This window comes from Thermolongibacillus altinsuensis (assembly GCF_004341205.1).
Lineage (GTDB): Bacteria > Bacillota > Bacilli > Bacillales > Anoxybacillaceae > Thermolongibacillus > Thermolongibacillus altinsuensis.
Genome location: NZ_SLUL01000005.1, coordinates 84,624 through 107,126, shown reverse-complemented (window position 1 = coordinate 107,126; position 22,503 = coordinate 84,624). Strand labels below are relative to the sequence as shown.

The window sequence follows — 22,503 nt, the reverse complement described above, 5'->3', positions numbered from 1 at the left end:
CCTACCCTTCTTCTGATACATCATCGCGATTGAGTAAACGTTGTGCTACGGTTTCAGGTTGAACAGAAGATAAAATGACATGGTCGCTATCCATAATGAGAACCGCTCTCGTTCGTCTTCCATGCGTTGCATCAATCAGTTTTCCATTTTCTCTTGCATCTTGGACAATGCGTCGAATCGGAGCAGAGTCGGGACTAACAATCGAAATAATCCTTGTCGCCGAGACCATATTCCCGTACCCGATATTGATTAACTTTATCCCCATAAATGCTCCCCCTACTTGAATCTAGTGTCGCCGCAACCATTTTATTATAAACAAGCTACTCCACATTTTGTACTTGTTCTTTAATTTTTTCAAGCGCACTTTTCATTTCGACGACTTGAGCGGCGATTTCATGATCGTTTGCTTTGGAACCGATCGTATTAATTTCGCGATTTAATTCTTGGACTAAAAAATCGAGTTTGCGGCCAACGGCTTCTTGTTGACGAACGGTCATCCGAAACTGCTCGATATGACTGTAAATGCGTTTTAATTCTTCATTTATATCAATTTTTTCAGCGAAAATCGCCACTTCCGTTAAAATGCGATTTTCATCGACCGTTCCTTGCAAAAATTCGCTGACGCGCTTGTGAATGCGCTCGCGATATTGAGCAACCACCTTCGGCGCCAACGTTTCAATCCGTTTTGCACATTGCTCAATTTTTTCAAGTTGCTGCAATAAATCATCGAGCAACGCTTTCCCTTCTTGTTCACGCATGCTTCTTAATTGTAAAGCAGCTTCCTTTGTTGCATCAACAAGAAGCGAAACAATTTCTTCGTTTTTTGCCGGTTCTTCAATTACTTCCATCGCATGTGGGAACGACAGAAAGTGTAAAAGTGAAACGTCTTGCTGCAACCCAAAGCGGTCGCACATTTGCGTCAATACTTCGTTATATTCATCAAGCAAGCGCCAATCGACTTGCAATTTTCGTTCAACAAGTTCTTCTCCTTGAATGGTGACAAATACTTCCACTCGACCTCTAGAAACATGTTCCATTACTACTTTTTTGATTTTATCTTCAAACATCATCCATTGTCTAGGCATACGAATCGAAATTTCGCAAAAACGGTGATTGACCGATTTCATTTCAACCATGATTGACATGTTTTCGTTTTCTTTTTTACTTCGACCAAAACCAGTCATGCTCAAGATCATTATATCACATCCATCATTTCCATTATTCAGTTCCTTCAACAAAGAAAGGTAATAGAGAGACTCCATTACCTTTTGTCATTATGTTATTATAGCATATTTTAAACTATATGAGTAAAACATTTCACGGGCGCTTTCGTTTTTGAAAAAGCGAACCGGCAAGCAAAAATGTCGGCAGTGCAGAAAGCCCAACAATCAGCAGCCAATCCGTCAGCGGAAGAGCGACCGTATGAAAAATCGGCTGAAGCGGTGGATAATAAATCACGACAAGCAAAAGAAGCAAAGAAGAAAGAACCGCCAAGACGAGATACATATTTTCAAATGGATTCCGATCGAATACAGAACGCTCGCTTCGACAATCAAAAACATGAATCAGCTGCGCCATCACTAACGTAGCAAATGCCACCGTTTGAGCATACACTAACTCATTCGGATTGCGCGTGTAAACAACGATAAAAGCAATTAACGTCATCGCTCCGATCAAAAAGCCGCGGCTAATAATTTTCCATCCTAGACCACGCGCAAAAATCCCTTCCTTCGGATGGCGCGGCGGCCGCTTCATCACATTTTCTTCAGCCGGATCAAGCCCTAGCGCCATCGCCGGCAAACCATCTGTCACAAGATTGACCCATAAAATTTGAATCGGCACAAGCGGCAGCGGCAAGGCTAAAATCATCGCAAATAGCATGACTAAAATTTCACCGACATTCGAAGCTAGCAAATAACGAATAAATTTGCGAATATTTTCGTAAATATTTCTTCCTTCTTTAATCGCCGCTTTAATCGTCGCAAAATTATCATCTAATAGCACAAGTGAAGCTGCCTCTTTGGAAACATCCGTTCCTGTTATTCCCATCGCAATTCCAATGTTTGCTGTTTTAATCGCTGGAGCATCGTTGACTCCATCTCCTGTCATCGCGACGATATGACCGCGTCTTTGCAACGCTTGCACAATCTTTAATTTATGCTCTGGCGATACGCGCGCAAAAACGTATACATCGTCAACCATCTCTTCCAATTCTTCAATTGACAGCGTTGATAATGTCGCCCCATCCATCACTTTTCCATTCGATGGCAAAACATTTAATTTGCGCGCAATCGCTTTTGCAGTCAGTACATGATCTCCAGTAATCATGATCGTCTTAATTCCTGCACGTTTACATTCTTCAACAGCTTGTTTCACTTCTGGGCGTGGCGGATCAATCATCCCTTGCAATCCAACAAATGTTAACTCTTTTTCTACATCCATTTCATTCAAAATCTTTTCGTTCGCTTGAAGCGGCTTATAAGCGATCGCAATCGTTCGCAACGCTTGTGCCGCAAGCGAATCAATCGTTGCTTGCACATATTTTCTTTCATGTCCACTCATCAATTGCGCTTTTCCATCGATGAAAATGGAGCGGCATTTTTCTAATAACACATCTGGTGCCCCTTTTGTCACAACAAAACGGCGATTCATTCGATCTTTCACGATGACGGTCATCATTTTCCGCACGGAATCGAACGGAAACTCGTGTTCAATCACAAACTCTTTTTTCATTCGCTCTTCTGTCCAACCCGCTTTTGCCGCTGCAACAATTAAAGCGCCTTCCGTTGGATCGCCATCAATATAATACGTTCGACCTTTTTTCTTTAATTGAGAATGATTGCACAACCATCCAAAAAGTAAAAGCTGCTGCAGCGGTTGGTCGACCTTGCTTTCTCGTCCGTCGCAGTAAAACGTTCCCTTCGGTTCGTATCCTGTCCCCGTCACTGTCCACATTTTTCGATTCGTCCATAAATGGGTGACGGTCATTTTATTTTCAGTCATCGTTCCTGTTTTATCCGAACAAATAACTGAAGCGCAACCAAGCGTCTCTACGGCAGGCAATTTGCGAACAATCGCCTTTTTTTTCATCATTCGTTGGACACCGAGCGACAAAACAACGGTGACAATGGCCGGCAATCCTTCTGGAATCGCCGCTACCGCAAGTGACACTCCAGCTAAAAACATGTCATACAACGCATGCCCTTGCCATACGCCAAGCATAACAACCAAACACGTTAAGCCAAGAGCGATGACAATTAAAATTTTCCCGAGTTGTTCTAATTTGCGTTGCAGCGGCGTCATCATCGTTGGAGCAGATTGTAACAAATCGGCAATTTGCCCCATCGCTGTGTTCATTCCCGTAGCGACTACAATGCCAACTCCGCTTCCTTTTGTCACAAGCGTGCCCATAAACGCCATATTATGCCGATCACCAAGCTGAACATGATCACCCTCTATCGGTTCAGATGACTTTTCCGATGGAATCGATTCCCCTGTTAACGCGGATTCTTCAATTTCCAGCCCTTTTACTTCAACGAGTCGCAAATCGGCACCGATGCGATCGCCACTTGAAAATTTCACAATATCTCCGACAACCAGCTGAGTAGATGGAATTTTCACCCATTCCCCATTTCGCAGCACGATCGACTCTGGAGCGGACAATTGTTTCAATGCCTCTAGCGACTTTTCCGCACGCCGCTCTTGAAAAAAACCTAAAAAGGCATTAATGATGACGATGGCAATAATCGCAATCGCATCAACGTATTCCCCAAGGAAGCCAGAAATGACCGTCGCGATTAGTAAAATTAGCACCATAAAATCTTTAAATTGGCCGAAAAATAATAAAAGAGCAGACGGCTTTTTCGCTTCTTTTAGCTCATTCGTCCCAAATTGTTTCAATCGTTTTTTCGCTTCTTTTTCCGTCAGTCCGCTCGCCATGTTCGTGTTTACCTTTTTTTCAACATCATGAATGCGCAATGCATGCCAATTCATCCCTCTCCCCCTTCCGCTTTACTCATCTATGAAAGCTTATTCACCCTCGTCCAAAAAAATGCTATAAAATGATAGAAGGACAAAATAGAAAGAAAGGTGTTTACCATGTCATTTGACGGAGTGTTTACCTATGCAATGACAAAAGAATTAAAGCAAACGCTCGAAGGAGGACGGATTACGAAAATTCATCAGCCGTTTAAACATGAGCTCGTATTGCAAATTCGCTCGCACGGGCAAAATCATAAATTGTTGTTATCCGCCCATCCAAGCTACGCGCGCGTTCACATCACAAAAGAAACATATGACAATCCTGCCGAGCCGCCGATGTTTTGCATGCTGTTGCGCAAACATTTAGAAGGAAGCGTCATTGAGTCGATTCGCCAAGTTGATTTCGACCGCATCATCATCATTGAAACAAAAGGGCGCAACGAAATTGGGGATCTATCCACGAAGCAATTAATCATTGAAATTATGGGAAGACACAGCAACATCATTTTAGTCGAAAAAGAAACAAACACGATCATTGACAGCCTGAAGCATCTCTCCCCTGCCGTCAATCGCTATCGAACCGTTTTGCCGGGTCATCCATACGTCGCACCGCCATCGCACGGAAAAATCAATCCGCTTGAGGCAACGGAAGAAACCGTCATCAAAAAACTCGATTTCCTCGCCGGCAAATTAGCGGATCAGCTCGTTGCCACGTTTGCGGGCATTTCGCCGCTGTTAGCGAAAGAAGCGGTATTTCGCGCTGGTCTGGCGAATCGAACAACATTGCCGAAAAGCTTTATTGCGCTCATGGATGATGTGCGCATGAATCGGTTTACGCCATGCATTTATACAAATAACGAAAAGGAAATTTTTTATGTCCTTCCGCTTTCTCATATGGAAGGCGAGAAAAAGCAATTTGACACATTGAGCGACATGCTCGACCGCTTTTATTTCGGCAAAGCCGAACGCGACCGCGTCAAACAGCAGGCACACGACTTAGAGCGATTCATCATCAACGAAAAAGCGAAAAACGAGAAAAAACTAAAAAAATTAGAACAAACATTAGAAGAAGCAAAAAATGCAGACCAATATCGGCTTTACGGGGAATTGTTGACCGCCAATTTATACGCGATTCAGCGCGGCATGAAAGAAATCGAAGTCATCAACTATTACGATGAAAACGGCGCTACGATTACGATTCCACTCGATGTGCAAAAATCGCCGTCCGAAAATGCGCAACATTACTTTCAAAAATACCAAAAAGCAAAAAACTCGTTACAAATCGTCCAAGAACAAATCGAGCGCACAAAACAGGAGATCGATTATTTTGAGAACCTTCTTCAACAGCTCGAAACAGCCGCTCCAAAAGATATCGAAGAAATTCGCGAGGAATTAATCGAGGGAGGATATTTGCGCGCGCGGCCAACGAAACAAACAAAAAAACAAAAGCAAACGAAAATCGAACTCGAACGCTATGTTTCAAGCGATGGAACGGAAATTCTCGTCGGCAAAAACAATAAACAAAACGATTATTTAACGACAAAACTAGCAAGCAAAGACGACATTTGGCTACATACAAAAGATATCCCGGGCTCCCACGTCGTCATTCGCAGCAAAAATCCATCGGAACAAACGATTATCGAAGCGGCTCATCTTGCTGCTTACTTCAGCAAAGCGCGGCAATCCAGCTCCGTCCCTGTTGACTATACGCGCATTCGCTACGTCAAAAAACCGAGCGGCGCCAAACCGGGCTATGTCATTTACGAAAACCAACAAACGATCTATGTTACACCGGATGAAGATTTAGTGATTAAAATGAAAAAAAGCATCTAAACCATAATAAAAACACCTTCTAAATCGCCAATGTTATTACATGCGGTTTATGAAGGTGTTTTTACATTCTTAATTTATTACCAGTTCAATGATTGGCTGGCGGTATGATTCCTGAAACGAGAAGAATAAAGAAGATGAATCCTATAAATAAAAATAGCAACGAAGCATAAAATGCCGGTCCTTTGCGAAATTGAAACTCTTCCCTCTCTTGAATATAAAGAGTTAATGCGCTATTTTTGCTATTGATCCAATTAGCAATCGCCCCTCCGCTGCTTGAGAACCAAAAAATAAGAAACGAACACGCAACTCCGACAAGAAACATAATCTCGATAAATCGAATCGATAGCTTTATAGAGATTAAATATGTTAAAACCGTTTCGATCATGAATGTAACGAAAGCAATGATTATGTTCCTTTTCATTGTGCACCCCCTTAATAAATATTTTGGGAACATTATAGATACTTTAGAAAACATTCCCCTATCACACAGTAGATTATAAAAATTATTTTCAAAATTCAATAAATTTACATTATATTTTTGGCAAAAAACATAAAAAAGGCGTTTTCTTAACGAAAACACCTAAAACGAATTTTCCTACTTCCCCCACCCCTCTGGCTGTTTCCGCCACTCTCGTAATATCGTAACATCTTCTTCTGCAATCACTTCCATTTCGACCGCTGTTTCGATGAGGGTGTCATAATCGGTGAGCGTATAGGCGTCCACGTTGTTTTCGGCAAACGCTTGTTTTCCTTTTTCAAGACCATAGGTAAAAATGGCCACGACCCCAAGTACTTCACAACCTTCCTCTCGTAATGCACGCACCGCGTTCAAAGAGCTTCCCCCTGTTGAAATTAAATCTTCGACGACAACGACCTTTTGTCCTTGTTCAACTTTTCCTTCAATTTGTTTCCCTTTTCCGTGTCCTTTTGCTTGGCTGCGCACGTAGCACATCGGGAGGCTTAAACGCTCGCTTGTCCATGCGGCATGCGGAATCCCTGCGGTCGCCGTTCCAGCGATGACTTCAACGTCTGGAAAATGCGTGCGAATGAGCGTTGCAAGCCCATCGGCAATCGCGCTTCTGACGTTTGGATACGCTAACGTGAGCCGGTTGTCGCAATAAATCGGCGACTTGATTCCCGATGACCATGTAAACGGGTCATGCGGCTGTAAAGATACGGCCCCGATTTGCAGTAAATGTGTGGCGATTACTTTTTTCATTGTTCTTCCTCTCCATTCCATTCTCGTTGTAATCGTTCGTAAGCCGCGTACGGATCGGCGGCGCGTGTAATGCTTCTTCCGACGACGATCGCGCTGGCACCGAGCTTTCTTGCTTCATATGGGGTGACGACGCGAACTTGATCGTTTTTTTCATCATCGGCAAAGCGAATGCCCGGCGTGACAGTCAAAAATGATGGGCTTAAGTACTTACGAATGATCGGCACTTCTTTTGCCGAACAGACGACGCCATCGAGTCCGCTCTCTTTTGCCAAAGACGCATAATGAAGCACTGTCTCTTCCAGCGAACGTTCGATGAGGAGCTGTTTGTGCAGCATTTGTTCGCTTGTGCTCGTTAATTGAGTGACCGCAATGCAATACGGACGGCGCGCCCCGCTTGGCGTACCAGCCTCTAATCCTTCAAGCGCTGCTTCCATCATTGTCGTTCCGCCAGCGGCATGGACGTTCACAAGATCAATCCCTAAACGAGAAAGCCCTTGCATCGCCCGCTTGACCGTATTCGGAATATCGTGAAGCTTTAAATCTAAAAAAATACGATGGCCCTGTTCTTTTAAATCGTAAATGATGGCTGGGCCTTCCTGATAGTATAATTCCATGCCGACTTTGACGAATAACGATTCATGTGGAAATCGCCGCAAAAATGTTTTCACTTCTTCCATTGACGGAAAATCAAGCGCCACAATAAACGGACGGTTCACCTTTTTTCCAGCTCCTTCCCGTGCATTCAGAAATGTGCTCAAAGCCGAGTTCATCGAGCAATGCCGGCAATTCGGCAATGATGTTCGGACAAACGAACGGATCGATAAAATTGGCGGTTCCGACCGCGACGGCGCTTGCTCCGGCATAGAAAAATTCAATGACATCTTCCGCCGACTGAATGCCGCCCATGCCGATAATCGGAATAGAGACCGCTTGACTCACTTCATAAATCATCCGAATTGCAATCGGTTTAATCGCTGGCCCCGACAATCCTCCTGTCCGATTGGCAAGCACCGGCTGAGCGGTTTTGACGTCAATGCGCATGCCAAGAAGCGTATTAATCATCGTTAAGCCATCGGCTCCTGCCGCTTCGATTGCCCTTGCCATTTCGACAACGTTCGTGACGTTCGGAGAAAGTTTCACATAAACAGGTACTTCTGAGACTTCTTTTACAAGCTTCGTTAGTTCTGCGGCGACTTCCGGGACGGTTCCAAAAGCCATGCCGCCTTTTTTCACGTTCGGGCAAGAAATGTTCAGTTCAAGCGCATAAACGTTTGGCGCTTTCGATATTTCTTTAGCGACTTCCACATATTCTTCCATCGTTGAACCAGCGATATTGGCGATGATGGGCACATCAAATTGCGCAAGCCACGGCAATTCTTCTTCCATCACCTTTTGTAAACCGGGGTTTTGCAAACCAATGGCATTCAACATCCCACTTGGCGTTTCAGCCACTCGCGGCGTCGAATTTCCAAAACGCGCTTCCAGCGTTGTTGCTTTAATCATGATCGCTCCGAGCTGACTTAAGTCATACAATTGCGCATATTCACGTCCAAATCCGAAACAGCCCGAAGCAGGCATAATCGGATTTTTCAACGAAAGGCCTGGCAGTTGAACAGCTAAACGATTCATAAGATCACCTCCCCGGCTTTGAACACAGGTCCATCGCTGCATACTTTTTTGTACGCGGTTTCGCTGTTAGGTACGCGGCAGACGCAGGCAAAACAGGCACCGATGCCGCACCCCATACGTTCTTCTAACGAAAGGTACACTTCCTTGTTCGGAAACGCTTGTTCGAGCGCCTTTAACATCGGTTTTGGGCCACAGGCGTACAACACGTCAAAAGAAATGGCGCATTCAGCGATGACATCGGTCACCAATCCTTTTGTTCCGTAGGAGCCGTCAACGGTGGCGACATGCGTTTCGCCGAGTTTAGCAAATTCATTTTTATAAAACATGACATCTTTATTTTGAAAACCAAGCACATGAATGACATTTACATCTTTTTTCACAAGCCGTTTGGACAATTCATAAAGCGGCGGAACGCCGATCCCGCCACCAACAATGAGAGCGGTTTGCCCCGCTTTTACCGCATCAAGCGGAAAGCCGTTTCCGAGCGGACCGAGAACGTCCACCGTTTCGCCAGGCCGTTTTTCAGAAAGAAGGGTCGTTCCTATCCCCTCTTTTCGATAAATGATCGTACATTGGCTCGTTTCTTTATCGATCTGGCAAAGGCTCAGCGGACGGCGTAAAAGCGGATCCGCTTGCGAAGTTATTTTAATATGAACAAATTGACCAGGCTTGTTCATTTCATGCACTAACGGACCTGTTAACGTAAGCGCATAAATGTTTTCAGCGATTGGCTCATGAGCGACAATCATCATATGTTCTCGTTTCATCATAAGCGCACCCACTCTTCTGACATCGCCGTTGTCGAAAAAGTCATCGATTCAAGCACTTGCAGCATCGCTTTGGCGGTATCTAGCGATGTTAAGCAAGGAATGCCGTTTTCCACCGCTTCACGGCGAATGCGGAAACCATCGCTTTCTGGCTGCTTTCCTTTTGTTAACGTGTTAATGACGACCTGTGCTTTCCCTTGACGGATCACATCTAAAATGTTCGGCGATTCAGAATGAATTTTGTTGACGACGGTAACCGGAATATTCGCTGCTTTCAATGCTTCGGCTGTTCCGTTTGTCGCAAGCAACTGGTAACCGATGCGATGGAATCGTCTGGCTAATTCAATCGCTTCTTCTTTGTCTTTGTCGGCAACCGTTAGCAACACCGAGCCATAAGAGCGAATGTGAATGCCTGATGCGACCAACCCTTTATATAGCGCTTTTTCAAACGTTGTATCTTTGCCGATCACTTCGCCGGTCGATTTCATTTCTGGTCCAAGCGAAATATCGACATTACGCAACTTCGCAAATGAAAACACAGGTACTTTGACATATACTCCTTCGCATTCGCGTCGCAATCCTGTTTCATAGCCAAGTTCGGCAAGTTTCGCGCCTAAAATCACTTTCGCTGCAATATTCGCCATCGGAACGCCCGTAATTTTACTTAAAAATGGTACCGTTCGGCTTGAACGTGGATTCACTTCAAGGACATACACTTCATCGTTGTACATGACAAATTGAATGTTTAATAGACCGACAATGCGCAATCCTTTCGCAAGTGCAATCGTATAGTCGACGATTTTTTGTTGAATGTGCGGCGCTAATGTTTGCGGCGGATACACAGCAATCGAGTCGCCAGAATGTACCCCTGCCCGTTCGATGTGTTCCATAATGCCCGGGATAAACACCGTTTCGCCATCGGAAATCGCATCGACTTCTATTTCTTTTCCGATTAAATAGCGGTCAATTAACACCGGATGTTGCGGATTCACTTTTACGGCGTTTTCCATATAGTGCAAAAGTTCTTCTTCTTTGTAGACAATTTCCATCGCTCGGCCGCCAAGAACGTAAGACGGACGAACTAAAACAGGATAGCCGATTTCTTCAGCAATGCGCACCGCTTCCTCGACAGAAAAGGCCGTTTTTCCTTTTGGCTGCGGAATTCCTAACTGTGACAATGTTTGCTCAAACTTATCGCGGTTTTCAGCGCGGTCCAAATCTTCTAAAGACGTGCCGAGAATGCGAACACCGCGCGCCGAAAGCTCAGCCGCTAAGTTAATCGCTGTCTGTCCCCCAAATTGAACAATAACGCCTACGGGTTTTTCTAAATCGATCACATGCATGACGTCTTCAATCGTTAGCGGTTCAAAATAAAGTTTGTCGGAGATGCTGAAATCGGTTGATACCGTCTCTGGATTATTATTAATAATAATCGCTTCATAGCCCGCTTCTTTAATCGCCCACACCGAATGAACGGTCGCGTAGTCAAATTCGATTCCTTGCCCGATGCGGATTGGTCCTGAACCGAGCACAACGACGCTGTTTCGTTCGGTGACAATCGATTCGTTTTCTTCTTCATATGTGCTGTAATAATACGGCGTTTCTGATTCAAATTCTGCCGCGCACGTATCAACCATTTTATAAACAGGAATAATGTTGGCTTGTTTTCTTATTTCATAAATGTCGCGTTCACGTTTATTCCAAAGCTTTGCGATCGTCACATCGGCAAAGCCGAGCGCCTTTGCTTTTCGCAATACATCTAAATCGCCAACATGATCGCGAATGACCGCTTCATAACGAACGACGTTTTCGATTTTGGTTAAGAAAAAGCGATCGATTTGGCTCCATTCGTGAATTTGTTCAATCGTAAAGCCGCGGCGGATCGCTTCGGCAATGTAAAACAATCGCTCATCTCCCGCTTTGCGAATCCGCTTTTCAAGCAATTCATCCGAGACCGTTTCGGCATTTTTTAGTTCAAGATGATAGACGTTTGTTTCTAACGAGCGAATCGCTTTTAACAGCGATTCTTCGAACGTGCGGCCAATGGCCATCACTTCCCCTGTTGCCTTCATTTGCGTGCCAAGACGCCGATTGGCTGACTCAAATTTATCAAACGGAAAGCGCGGAATTTTCGTGACGACATAATCAAGCGCTGGCTCAAAACACGCATACGTTTTTCCTGTTACCGGGTTCATCATTTCATCTAACGTTAAACCGACCGCAATTTTTGCCGCCAGTTTGGCGATTGGATATCCGGTTGCTTTGGATGCTAGAGCGGACGAGCGGCTCACGCGCGGATTCACTTCAATCACATAGTAATGAAAGCTGTGTGGATCCAGTGCCAGCTGGACGTTGCATCCGCCTTCGATGCCAAGGGCGCGAATAATTCGCAGCGATGCATTTCGCAGCAATTGATATTCACGGTCGCTTAACGTTTGGCTTGGAGCGACAACGATCGAATCGCCTGTATGAATGCCAACTGGATCGATATTCTCCATGTTGCAGACGACGATGGCGTTGTCGTTTGCATCGCGCATCACTTCATACTCAATTTCTTTATATCCGGCGATGCTTTTTTCTAATAAACATTGGTGAACCGGGCTCATTTTTAAACCGTTCGAAACAATTTCAATCAATTCTTCTTCATTCGTACAAATGCCGCCGCCTGTTCCACCGAGCGTGAAGGCTGGGCGAACGATGACCGGATAACCGACCGTTTGGACGAATGCGAATGCCTCTTCTAAACTATGAATAATTTCGCTTTCTGGAACTGGTTCACCAAGCTCGTTCATCAGGGCACGAAACTGCTCGCGGTCTTCCGCTTTTTCAATCGCTTCAAGCTTTGTGCCAAGAATTTCAACACCGCATTCTTCAAGCACACCTGTTTTCGCTAATTCGACCGCTAAGTTTAACCCCGTCTGTCCCCCGAGCGTCGGCAAAATCGCATCGGGGCGCTCTTTGCGGATAATGCGCGAAACAAATTCAAGCGTTAACGGCTCCATATACACTTTGTCGGCAATTTCTGTATCTGTCATAATCGTCGCAGGGTTGGAGTTGACTAAAATGACTTTATAGCCTTCTTCTTTTAACGCTAAGCATGCTTGCGTCCCTGCATAATCAAATTCCGCCGCTTGACCGATGACAATCGGGCCAGAACCGATGACTAAAATCGTTTCAATATCTTGGCGTTTAGGCATGGATGATGTCCCCTTCCTTTTGAAACTGTTCGATCATTGCCATAAACTCGTCGAACAAACCGTTCGCATCTTCCGGTCCAGGAGAAGCTTCTGGATGGTATTGCACCGTAAAGGCTGGATAATCGAGATGGCGCAATCCTTCAATCGTGCCATCGTTTAACGCGACATGGGTCACTTGTAATCTCGTTTGTTTTAGCGATTGTTCATTCACCGTATAGCCATGGTTTTGTGAAGTCATCATCACTTTCCCTGTCGCCAAATGCTTGACTGGATGGTTCGAACCACGATGACCAAACTTCATTTTTTCCGTATCAGCCCCGCAAGCAAGAGCGAACAATTGATGGCCGAGACAAATGCCAAAGATCGGCACTTTTCCAAGTATTCCTTGAATCATCTGAATCGCTTCCGGAACATCTTTCGGATCCCCAGGTCCGTTGGAAAGCATGACACCGTCTGGGTTTAAGCGAAGCACGTCCTCCGCTGTCGCATTGTACGGGAGAACGATCACATCGCAATTTCGTTTATTTAGCTCGCGCAAAATGCCATGTTTCATGCCAAAGTCAACAAGCACCACGCGATGGCCGCGTCCCGGGCTTGCATACGCGCTTTTGGTCGACACGCGCTTCACTTGATCGTTTGGTAAATTGGTAGATTTTAAATAGTCGACCGCTTCTTGAACGCTGACATCTAAATCGCAAAGAATCCCTTTTAACGTTCCGTATTGGCGAATGATGCGCGTTAACTTTCTCGTATCGATTCCGGCTAACCCAGGAATGTTTTTTATTTTTAAATATTCATCAAGCGTCATTTCATTGCGCCAGTTTGAAGGAGCATCGCACACTTCCTTGACGATAAGCCCGTGAATGTGCGGTTCAATCGATTCAAAGTCATCGCGGTTAATGCCGTAATTGCCGATTAACGGGTACGTCATCGTCACAATTTGCCCGCAATAAGACGGATCGGATAAAATTTCTTGATAGCCGGTCATTCCTGTGTTAAAGACAACTTCCCCCATCTTCTTTTCCATGCTGCCAAACGCTTCACCGACGAAAAAAGTGCCATCTTCTAAAATAAGTTGCCGCTTCATTGTTCTCTCCCTTTCTGCCATACAAGTTTTCCAGAGACAAATGTCATCGTTGGCCAACCTTTGCATTTCCACCCTGCAAACGGTGTATTTTTTCCTTTCGATACAAACGCGTTCGGATCAATCGCTTCTTCTGTATGTAAATCAATGACGGTAACATCTGCTTTAGCGCCGACTGCCAATGTTCCTGCATGGATTTTGAATGCTTCTGCCGGTTTTTTCGTAAACCAATCCACTAGCTGTTTGAGCGTGCATTTTTTTGTTTCGACGAAATGCGTGTAAAGAAGCGGAAATGCCGTCTCAAGCCCGACGATTCCAAACGGAGCAAGCTCCATTCCTTCTTGTTTTTCCGCTTCTGTATGCGGCGCATGGTCGGTGGCGATAAAATCGATCGTGCCGTCTAAAATTCCTTCTACCAACGCATCGCGATCTTCTTTGCTTCTTAGCGGCGGGTTCATTTTAAAATTCGCATTAAGCCCCGGGATGTCTTCATCGCAAAGAAGAAGATGATGCGGCGTTACTTCCGCCGTCACGCGAATGCCTGCTCGCTTTGCATCGCGCACAACGCGAACCGACTCTTTCGTGCTGATATGGCATACGTGATAATGACAGCCTGTTGCCTCCGCTAGCAGCACATCGCGGGCAATATGGACCGATTCGCATACAGACGGAATGCCTGCTAATCGATGCTTTTTTGCAAATGTTCCGTCGTGAACCGCTCCTTTATACGTCAGCGTCTCATCTTCGCAATGCGCCACAATCGGCATATTAAGCGCAGCTGCTTGCTTCATCGCTTCATACATCATTTGCGCGCTTTGCACTCCGACACCGTCATCGGTAAACGCAAACGCTCCTGCTTCTTTTAATTCGACAAAATTCGTCAATTGCCTGCCAAGTTGCCGCACGGTAATGGATGCATAAGGAAGAACGTTCACATGAGCGGTTTGGCGAATGCGTTTATAAAGCCATTCCATTTGCTCTTTCGTATCGGGGACCGGACGAGTGTTCGGCATCGCGGCAATGGTCGTGAAACCGCCTTTTGCCGCAGCTAGCGTACCGGTAGCGATCGTTTCTTTATGTTCGCCGCCCGGTTCCCGCAAATGAACGTGCAAATCAATAAAACCAGGTGCAAGCAATTGACCATTAACGTCAATGACTTCGTCGTCTGTCGTTACCTCAATAGTAGAAGACAATTCCGCTATAATTTCACCAACGATTTTCAGTTCAATCGGCTCTAACTGTCCTTCTTTATTAAGCGAGCGAGCATTTTTCAAAATAATAGCCATTCTGCATTCTCCTTTCATAAGACTCAAGCGCTCTTTTTAATACCGCCATGCGCACATACACGCCGTTTTCCATTTGTTTAAAAATACGGGAGCGTTCACATTCGACAAGGCTGCTAGCCATTTCGACGTCGCGATTGACTGGAGCTGGGTGCAAAATGATGCTTCTTGCTTTCATTCGGCTTGCTCGCTCAACCGTTAATCCATATTGTTGATGATATTGTTCTTTTGTAAGCCCTATTTTCTCACCGTGCCGCTCATGTTGAATGCGCAACAACATGACGACATCCGCTTCGCGAATCGCTGAATCTAAGTCCACGTATGTTCCGTACGGATTCGTTTCATCTTTCCACTCATCTGGACTTGAAAAAAGCACCGTCGCTCCTAGCCGCGTTAATATTTCGGCATTGGAACGAGCGACGCGGCTATGGCGAATGTCGCCAATGATTGCCACCGTTACATGCTGAAACGTGCCAAAATGCTGTTGAATCGTCATTAAGTCTAAAAGCGATTGTGTTGGATGGTGACCACAACCATCGCCTGCATTAATGATTGGGATCGAGATCGATTGTAAGGAGTCAAAATAGCGATCGTGCGGATGGCGAATGACAACTGCGCGCACGCCAATCGCTTCTAACGTTCGAACGGTATCATACAACGTTTCCCCCTTTTGAACGCTTGATGTTTGAACATCAAACGGAACGGGTTGCAATCCTAATTTTCGCGCCGCCACCTCAAAGCTGCATTTCGTTCTTGTACTCGGCTCAAAAAACAAATTTGCCACAAACGTCGGTTCAGAAACCTTCCATTGCTTCCCTTTTGCAAATTCACTTGCCTCTTCTAAAATAAGCAGCACTTCATCAAGCGATAGTTGCGATAACGTCAATAAATGTTTCATCGGATATGCCTCCCAATCATTTTTAACAAAAAACACCCTGTCAAATGGACAGGGTGTTTTGCGCATGAAGACAAAAACGCTTCTTGAATGAACCGTTTTTCCATTTGCGCAACTCCACCCTTTTAAGTCTCGCTGGACTTAATTAAAAGGTGATTTATGCGACATCGTTTTCATGTTGTTCTTCAAACAAATTTTCAGTCACTTCTGGGCGGCCCGGCAAAATGAAGTTTAATAACACACCAGAAAGTGCGGCCAGCGCCATGCCTTGAATTTGAAATTGTTCAGATACTTTAATAAACGCGCCGCCGATTCCGATCACGAGAATAACCGAAGAGATGACTAAATTTCGTTTATCACCGAAATCAACTTTGCTGTCAACAAGCATCCTTAATCCTGATGAAGCGATAATTCCGAAAAGAAGGATCGATACGCCTCCCATGACCGGAGTTGGAATAGAGCTGATGAGCGCTGTTATTTTGCCGACAAATCCAAAGATGATGGCTAGCACAGCCGCTCCTGCCAGCACATATACGCTATAGACGCGCGTAATCGCTAAAACGCCGATGTTTTCTCCATACGTCGTTTTAGGCGGACCGCCGATGAAAGCGGAGATCATCGTCGCTAATCCGTCACCGAAAATGGAGCGATGTAAACCCGGCTTTTGAATATAGTCGCGCCCGACCACTTTGCTTAGCACAAGCTGATGACCGATATGTTCGGACAATGTAACCACCGCCACGGGAACCATCAATAACACAATATCCCACGTTACACGCACATCGTAGTGAACGAACGGAAGAAGAAATTCAGGCATTTCAAAAAATTTCGCTTTTGCTACTCCCGACAAATCAACAACGCCCATCGCTAGCGCATATACATACCCAACCATGATCCCAATTAAAACAGGTACAAGGCTAAAAATGCCTCTTGAAAAAATCGAGCACACAATGGTCGCTGCGAGCGTTACAAGCGCAACAGAGAAGTGAGTTAAGCTATATTTTCCATCCGGCCCGTTCATCGCCATACTCACCGCTACGTTCGCAAGACCTAAACCGATAACGATAATGACAGGACCGACAACGATTGGCGGTAAAAGATTCATAATCCAACGGTATCCTGCGCGTTTAATGACAAGCGCAACCACTCCATAAACGAGACCGGCCAAAAAGCTGCCAATCATCGCGGCTCCCGGTCCTCCGGCTGCTTTCGCCGCAATGATCGGAGCGATAAACGCAAACGATGAGCCTAGGTACGCAGGCACTTGCCATTTGGTGACGATTAAAAAGGCAATCGTTCCAAGCCCGCTTGAAATGAGCGCCATCGCCGGATTTAATCCAACAAGATACGGAACTAAAATCGTCGCTCCAAACATCGCAAATAAGTGCTGTAAGCTTAATGTGATTAACTGTCCAAACGATGGCACATCTTTTACATCTAATACCGGTTTATTCATTGGATCTCCTCTCCCCTTTTTCATCTAATCTATAAAAATAAACCCCTCTTTGCGCAAGGCACAAAGAGGGTACAAAACGCCTACCTTCCCCCTTTGTCAGCCTCGCAGGACTGCCTTTAAAAAGGGTGTTATTTTTTTTCATGAATGCTTACTTGGTCCAACTGATCAACTTCTTTTAGTTCGACAACGATCATTTCCGAGCTAGAAGTTGGAATGTTTTTTCCAACAAAATCGGCGCGTATCGGCAATTCGCGATGGCCGCGATCGACGAGAACAGCAAGCTGAATTTGCGCTGGGCGTCCGAGATCCATAATCGCATCCATTGCCGCGCGCACCGTTCTTCCTGTAAACAATACATCATCGACTAAAATAACTTTTTTATTGGTGACATCAAACGGCACGTCCGTTCCTTTCACAAGCGGCTCATGATTGCTTGTTTTCACCGTTAAATCATCGCGATAGAGCGTAATATCCAACTCCCCAACCGGAATGGACGTTCCTTCAATTTGTTCAATTCGCTCCGCTAACCGCTTGGCTAAATAAATGCCGCGCGTCTTGATCCCAACGAGCACGCAGTCATCGATTCCTTTATTGCGCTCAATAATTTCATGAGCAATGCGCGTCAGTGCGCGTCGAATCGCTTGTTCATCTAGCACAACCGCTTTTTGCATTGTTTCACCTCCACACAAAAAGCCCTCTCACCGATCGGCGAGAGGGCAGAAAAATTCCACGTTTAGTCATCCTATCCGACTCCTTCTCAGCCTCACGGGACTGATTTTAAAGGACTTTTATTCACTTGAGACAATTCTACCTTTATTTTCTTTCATTGTCAATCATTTATTTTTCGCTTCTTAACAATTGCAATAAACGCTCAAATTCTTCTGGCAGAGGCGCTTCAAATTGTAAATACTCCCCTGTGCGCGGATGGGTAAAGCCTAACACGCCTGCATGTAACGCTTGTCCGTCAATCGGCAACGTTTTCTTCGGTCCGTATTTCGGATCTCCTGCGAGCGGATAACCGATGTATTTCATGTGCACACGAATTTGATGCGTTCGCCCCGTTTCTAATTGACACTCAATAAACGTAAATTTTTTAAATCGCTCGAGCACGCGGAAATGTGTCACTGCTTCTTTTCCATCTTCCGTCACCGCCATGCTTTGCCGATCATGTTTATCGCGGCCGATTGGGGCATCGATCGTTCCGTAGTCGTGCGGAATAACGCCGTGAACAATCGCTTTATATTTACGGGTGACCGTCTTATTCACTAATTGATTCACAAGCGCCTCATGTGCAAAATCGTTTTTCGCCACCATCAATAACCCCGATGTATCTTTATCGATGCGATGAACGATTCCCGGCCGCAAAATGCCGTTAATGCCCGATAAGTCTTTACAATGTGCAAGCAAGCCGTTCACAAGCGTCCCGCGCATATGACCAGGCGCTGGATGAACAACCATCCCGCGCGGTTTATTGACAACAAGTACATCCGCATCTTCATAATAAATATCTAAATCCATCTCTTCAGGCTCAACATCAAGCGGTTCAGGATCAGGAATGCGAATGATCACTTCATCATCTGCAGAACATTTATAATTGGCCTTCACTGTTTTGCCATTGACGGTAACAAGCCCTTCTTTAATCCACTGTTGTACTTGCGAGCGTGACCATTCTTCATTAATGCCAGCAATGATTTTATCAATTCGTTCGTGATGATGTTCTTCTTCAATCGTTAGTCGAATTTGTTCCATCGCTCATTCCCTTTCGCTTTTTTTCTTCTAAAAACGTTTGAACAAAAATGAGAGCTACACCGATGCATAGCGCTGAATCGGCCACATTAAAAATCGGAAAACTGTAGCTAAAAATGTACGTATGAATGAAATCAACGACTTCTTTGCGAAACACGCGATCAATAAAGTTGCCAAGCGCGCCGCCAAGAATCAGTCCGAGGGCAATCCCGAATAATTTTTGCTCCCGCGGCAAGCGCTGAATGTAAACAATAATCCCAATGACAACAACAACGGTAATGATATAAAAAAGCCAAAACTGACCTTGCAACATCCCCCAAGCGGCACCGCGGTTGCGATGCGATGTAATGTAAAGCACGTTTTCAATGATCGGAATGCTTTCACCAAGATCCATATAGCGAACAACAAGCCATTTCGTCCATTGATCGATTAAAATGACAATCAACGCTAATAAATAATAAATCACAACATAACCCCCACCGACAAATTCTTTTTTCATTCTACCATACACGCACATAAAAACAACATCCCCCTTGAAAACTCAAAGGGGATGGAAGCTTTATGCTGTATAATGTTCTTTTACAATTTGTGCGCAGCGAGGGCATAGCGTCGGATGATCGGCATCTTGACCGACCGTTGGTGTAACCACCCAGCAGCGAGCGCACGTTTCGCCTTCTGCTTGTTTCACGACAATGGCGGTTTTCGTGAATTTTTGTGCCTCTTCCGGCGCTTCATCGAACGTTCCGCCAATTGAAAATGCTGAAACGATCAGCAATTGCTTCATATCTTCGGCAATGGAATCAAGCAACGCTTTCGCCTCGGCAGTCGGATATAAAACGACGTGAGCCGTTAGCGATTTTCCGATCAACTTTTCATTTCGAGCCACTTCAAGCGCCTTTAACACCTCGTCGCGCAACTCCATAAATGCATCCCATTTCGCGACGATGCGATCAGCGTCTTCGACCTCTTTTGCTTCTGGCATATCGACTAGCTGAACGCTCTCTTCTTTTACATGCGGAATATGCGACCATACTTCTTCCGCCGTATGCGGTAAAATTGGAGCAACAAGCTTCGTTAAAGCAAGCAGCGTTTCATAAAGAACCGTTTGAATGGAACGGCGCTCTTGATTGTTTGGTGCCTCAACATAAAGAACGTCTTTTGAGAAATCAAAGTAAAACGCGCTTAAATCAACGGTGCAGAAGTTGTTAATATCGTGATAAATCGCCGCAAACTCATATGTTTCATACGCCTGTTTCACTTTATCAATCAAGCGATACAATTTGACTAACATGTAACGGTCGACTTCACGAAGTTTTTCAAAAGGAACAGCGTCTGTTTCTGGATTGAAATCAAACAAGTTTCCGAGCATAAAGCGGAACGTATTGCGAATTTTGCGGTATACTTCCGCAACTTGTTTCAAAATGTTGTCCGAAATGCGCACATCCGCTTGATAGTCAACGGATGCAACCCATAAACGTAAAATGTCCGCTCCTAACTGCTCCATGACTTTCGCTGGAACGACAACGTTGCCGAGCGACTTGCTCATTTTGCGTCCTTCGCCATCCAAGACAAAGCCGTGGCTTAACACACCTTTATACGGCGCTTTTCCTGTTACCGCAACTGCTGTCGTTAATGAAGAGTTAAACCAACCGCGATATTGGTCAGAACCTTCGAGATAAAGGTCCGCTGGACGCTGCAAGTCATCGCGCTCTTCAAGAACCGCTTGGTGAGAAGAGCCGGAATCAAACCATACGTCCATAATGTCCGTTTCTTTTGTGAAATGCCCATTTGGACTTCCTGGATGCGTAAATCCTTCCGGCAACAAATCTTTCGCTTCGCGCTCAAACCAAACGTTTGATCCGTATTGACGGAACAAGTTCGAAACATGTTCAATCGTTTCATCCGTAATAATCGGCTCACCGTTTTCGGCATAGAACACAGGGATCGGTACACCCCACGCGCGTTGTCGTGAAATACACCAGTCACCGCGATCGCGAATCATATTATGGATGCGCGTTTCTCCCCAAGCAGGCACCCATTTTGTTTCTTCGACCGCTTTTAGCAACTCCTCGCGAATTTTATCAATGGATGCGAACCATTGCGCTGTCGCACGGAAAATGGTTGGTTGTTTCGTCCGCCAGTCATGCGGATACGAGTGCGTAATAAAGCTTAATTTTAATAGCGCACCGACTTCTTTTAGCTTTTCTGTGATCGCTTTGTTCGCATCGTCATAAAACATGCCTTCAAACCCAGGCGCTTCTTCGGTCATATACCCGCGCTCGTCCACTGGACAAAGCACGCCTAAGTTGTATTTTTGCCCGACAATGAAGTCATCTTCCCCGTGTCCTGGCGCTGTATGAACGCAACCGGTACCCGCATCCGTTGTGACATGCTCTCCGCAAACGACGAGCGAATCACGATCGTAAAACGGATGCTTTGCAACCACATACTCAAGTTCGCTTCCTTTAAGCGTCTTTAATACCGTTACTTCTTCCCAGCCAATTTCTTTTTGCACGGATTCTAATAATTCAGAAGCAACGACATATTTTTCATCTTGCACTTGAACGACGCTATACTCAAGATCCGGATGAACAGCAATTCCCAAGTTCGCAGGAATCGTCCAAGGAGTTGTCGTCCAAATCACAATTTTTTCGTCTCCGTCAAGCACCCCTTTTCCGTCTTTAATCGGGAATGCCACATAAATAGACGGAGAGCGTTTATCTTTATATTCAATTTCTGCTTCAGCGAGCGCTGATTCGCTTGATGGAGACCAATATACAGGTTTTAACCCCTTATAGATGAGCCCTTTTTTCGCCATTTCGCCAAATACTTTAACTTGTTGCGCTTCATATTCAGGCTTTAATGTAATATAAGGGTTTTCCCAATCTCCGCGCACGCCTAGGCGCTTAAATTGTTCGCGTTGTCTATCAATTTGTTCATATGCATATTGCTCACATAATTTACGAAACTCAGCGACGCTCATTTCTTTACGATTGACACCTTTATTTTTCGTGAGCGCCGTTTCAATTGGCAAGCCGTGCGTATCCCATCCCGGCACATACGGAGCGCAATAGCCGCTCATCGATTTGTAGCGAACGATAAAATCTTTTAAAATTTTGTTTAAGGCATGTCCCATATGAATGTCTCCGTTGGCATACGGAGGACCATCATGCAATACAAATAAAGGTCGATCTTTTGTCCGCTCTTGTACTTTTTTGTAGATGTTCATTTCTTCCCATTTTGCTTGGATTTGCGGCTCTCGTTGCGGAAGATTGCCGCGCATCGGAAAGTCGGTTTTTGGCATCAGTAACGTGTCTTTATAATCCACTCTCATCCCTCCAACATATATAAAATAAAAAACCCCCTCATTCCCAAAAGGGACGAGAAGGCCTCGCGGTACCACCCTTATTGAC

General features: G+C 45.1%; 18 protein-coding genes and 1 other annotated feature (1 of these 19 cut by a window edge). Of the genes, 1 reads left to right on the top strand and 17 read right to left on the bottom strand.

Annotated elements, in window-relative coordinates; translation table 11 throughout:
- Position 1: 1 nt before the first annotated feature.
- From remA to EDD69_RS06155, 3 genes are all read right to left on the bottom strand, one after another.
- Entirely contained in the window at positions 2–265 is a 264-nt protein-coding gene (remA, locus tag EDD69_RS06165; protein WP_132948086.1) for an extracellular matrix/biofilm regulator RemA, read from the bottom strand.
- A 55-nt stretch (positions 266–320) separates the two neighbouring features.
- Entirely contained in the window at positions 321–1,196 is an 876-nt protein-coding gene (locus tag EDD69_RS06160) for a YicC/YloC family endoribonuclease (protein ID WP_132948085.1), read from the bottom strand.
- A gap of 121 nt (positions 1,197–1,317) precedes the next feature.
- Positions 1,318–3,993 (bottom strand): calcium-translocating P-type ATPase, SERCA-type, encoded by a 2,676-nt coding sequence (locus EDD69_RS06155; RefSeq protein WP_132948084.1) that lies wholly within the window; start codon positions 3,991–3,993, stop codon positions 1,318–1,320.
- A gap of 105 nt (positions 3,994–4,098) precedes the next feature.
- Between EDD69_RS06155 and EDD69_RS06150 the strand changes: the two genes are divergently transcribed.
- Complete coding sequence (locus EDD69_RS06150) at positions 4,099–5,814, top strand: Rqc2 family fibronectin-binding protein (RefSeq protein ID WP_132948083.1); 1,716 nt, start codon at positions 4,099–4,101, stop codon at positions 5,812–5,814.
- Between the two features lie 85 nt (positions 5,815–5,899).
- Here the strand turns inward: EDD69_RS06150 and EDD69_RS06145 are convergent, their stop codons facing one another.
- The 14 genes from EDD69_RS06145 to ileS all read right to left on the bottom strand — a co-directional run bounded on the left by EDD69_RS06145 (position 5,900) and on the right by ileS (position 22,418).
- Entirely contained in the window at positions 5,900–6,235 is a 336-nt protein-coding gene (locus EDD69_RS06145) for a hypothetical protein (protein WP_132948082.1), read from the bottom strand.
- 174 nt (positions 6,236–6,409) lie between these two features.
- Positions 6,410–7,033 (bottom strand): orotate phosphoribosyltransferase, encoded by a 624-nt coding sequence (gene pyrE / locus EDD69_RS06140; protein ID WP_132948081.1) that lies wholly within the window; start codon positions 7,031–7,033, stop codon positions 6,410–6,412.
- Positions 7,030–7,749: an orotidine-5'-phosphate decarboxylase gene (gene pyrF / locus EDD69_RS06135; RefSeq protein ID WP_132948080.1), complete on the bottom strand. Its 720-nt coding sequence runs from the start codon at positions 7,747–7,749 to the stop codon at positions 7,030–7,032. Before pyrF ends, pyrE begins: the two co-directional genes overlap by 4 nt.
- Positions 7,721–8,662, bottom strand: coding sequence for a dihydroorotate dehydrogenase (locus EDD69_RS06130; RefSeq protein WP_132948079.1), 942 nt, complete (start codon positions 8,660–8,662; stop codon positions 7,721–7,723). The genes pyrF and EDD69_RS06130 overlap by 29 nt, the downstream gene beginning before the upstream one ends.
- Entirely contained in the window at positions 8,659–9,432 is a 774-nt protein-coding gene (locus EDD69_RS06125; RefSeq protein ID WP_132948078.1) for a dihydroorotate dehydrogenase electron transfer subunit, read from the bottom strand. The genes EDD69_RS06130 and EDD69_RS06125 overlap by 4 nt, the downstream gene beginning before the upstream one ends.
- Complete coding sequence (gene carB, locus EDD69_RS06120; protein ID WP_132948077.1) at positions 9,429–12,626, bottom strand: carbamoyl-phosphate synthase large subunit; 3,198 nt, start codon at positions 12,624–12,626, stop codon at positions 9,429–9,431. The genes EDD69_RS06125 and carB overlap by 4 nt, the downstream gene beginning before the upstream one ends.
- Positions 12,619–13,713, bottom strand: coding sequence for a carbamoyl phosphate synthase small subunit (locus tag EDD69_RS06115; protein ID WP_132948076.1), 1,095 nt, complete (start codon positions 13,711–13,713; stop codon positions 12,619–12,621). The genes carB and EDD69_RS06115 overlap by 8 nt, the downstream gene beginning before the upstream one ends.
- Positions 13,710–14,996, bottom strand: a complete 1,287-nt coding sequence (locus EDD69_RS06110) for a dihydroorotase (protein WP_132948075.1) — start codon at positions 14,994–14,996, stop codon at positions 13,710–13,712. The genes EDD69_RS06115 and EDD69_RS06110 overlap by 4 nt, the downstream gene beginning before the upstream one ends.
- A complete protein-coding gene (locus tag EDD69_RS06105; protein WP_132948074.1) occupies positions 14,962–15,891 on the bottom strand; it encodes an aspartate carbamoyltransferase catalytic subunit in 930 nt (309 codons plus the stop codon). The genes EDD69_RS06110 and EDD69_RS06105 overlap by 35 nt, the downstream gene beginning before the upstream one ends.
- Before the next feature lie 154 nt (positions 15,892–16,045).
- On the bottom strand, positions 16,046–17,344 hold the full coding sequence (locus EDD69_RS06100) for a solute carrier family 23 protein (RefSeq protein ID WP_132948073.1): 1,299 nt from the start codon (positions 17,342–17,344) through the stop codon (positions 16,046–16,048).
- A 128-nt stretch (positions 17,345–17,472) separates the two neighbouring features.
- The gene (pyrR, locus tag EDD69_RS06095) at positions 17,473–18,015 is read right to left on the bottom strand and encodes a bifunctional pyr operon transcriptional regulator/uracil phosphoribosyltransferase PyrR (protein WP_132948072.1); all 543 of its coding nucleotides are present in this window, start codon (positions 18,013–18,015) and stop codon (positions 17,473–17,475) included.
- 166 nt (positions 18,016–18,181) lie between these two features.
- Positions 18,182–19,093 (bottom strand): RluA family pseudouridine synthase, encoded by a 912-nt coding sequence (locus tag EDD69_RS06090; RefSeq protein WP_132948071.1) that lies wholly within the window; start codon positions 19,091–19,093, stop codon positions 18,182–18,184.
- On the bottom strand, positions 19,068–19,607 hold the full coding sequence (gene lspA, locus EDD69_RS06085) for a signal peptidase II (protein ID WP_279388134.1): 540 nt from the start codon (positions 19,605–19,607) through the stop codon (positions 19,068–19,070). Before lspA ends, EDD69_RS06090 begins: the two co-directional genes overlap by 26 nt.
- Positions 19,608–19,649: 42 nt before the next feature.
- Positions 19,650–22,418 carry an isoleucine--tRNA ligase gene (ileS, locus tag EDD69_RS06080; protein ID WP_132948070.1) on the bottom strand — a complete coding sequence of 923 codons (2,769 nt, stop codon included), beginning with the start codon at positions 22,416–22,418 and terminating at the stop codon, positions 19,650–19,652.
- Between the two features lie 45 nt (positions 22,419–22,463).
- Positions 22,464–22,503, bottom strand: a binding site (T-box leader); it runs 177 nt beyond the window's last position.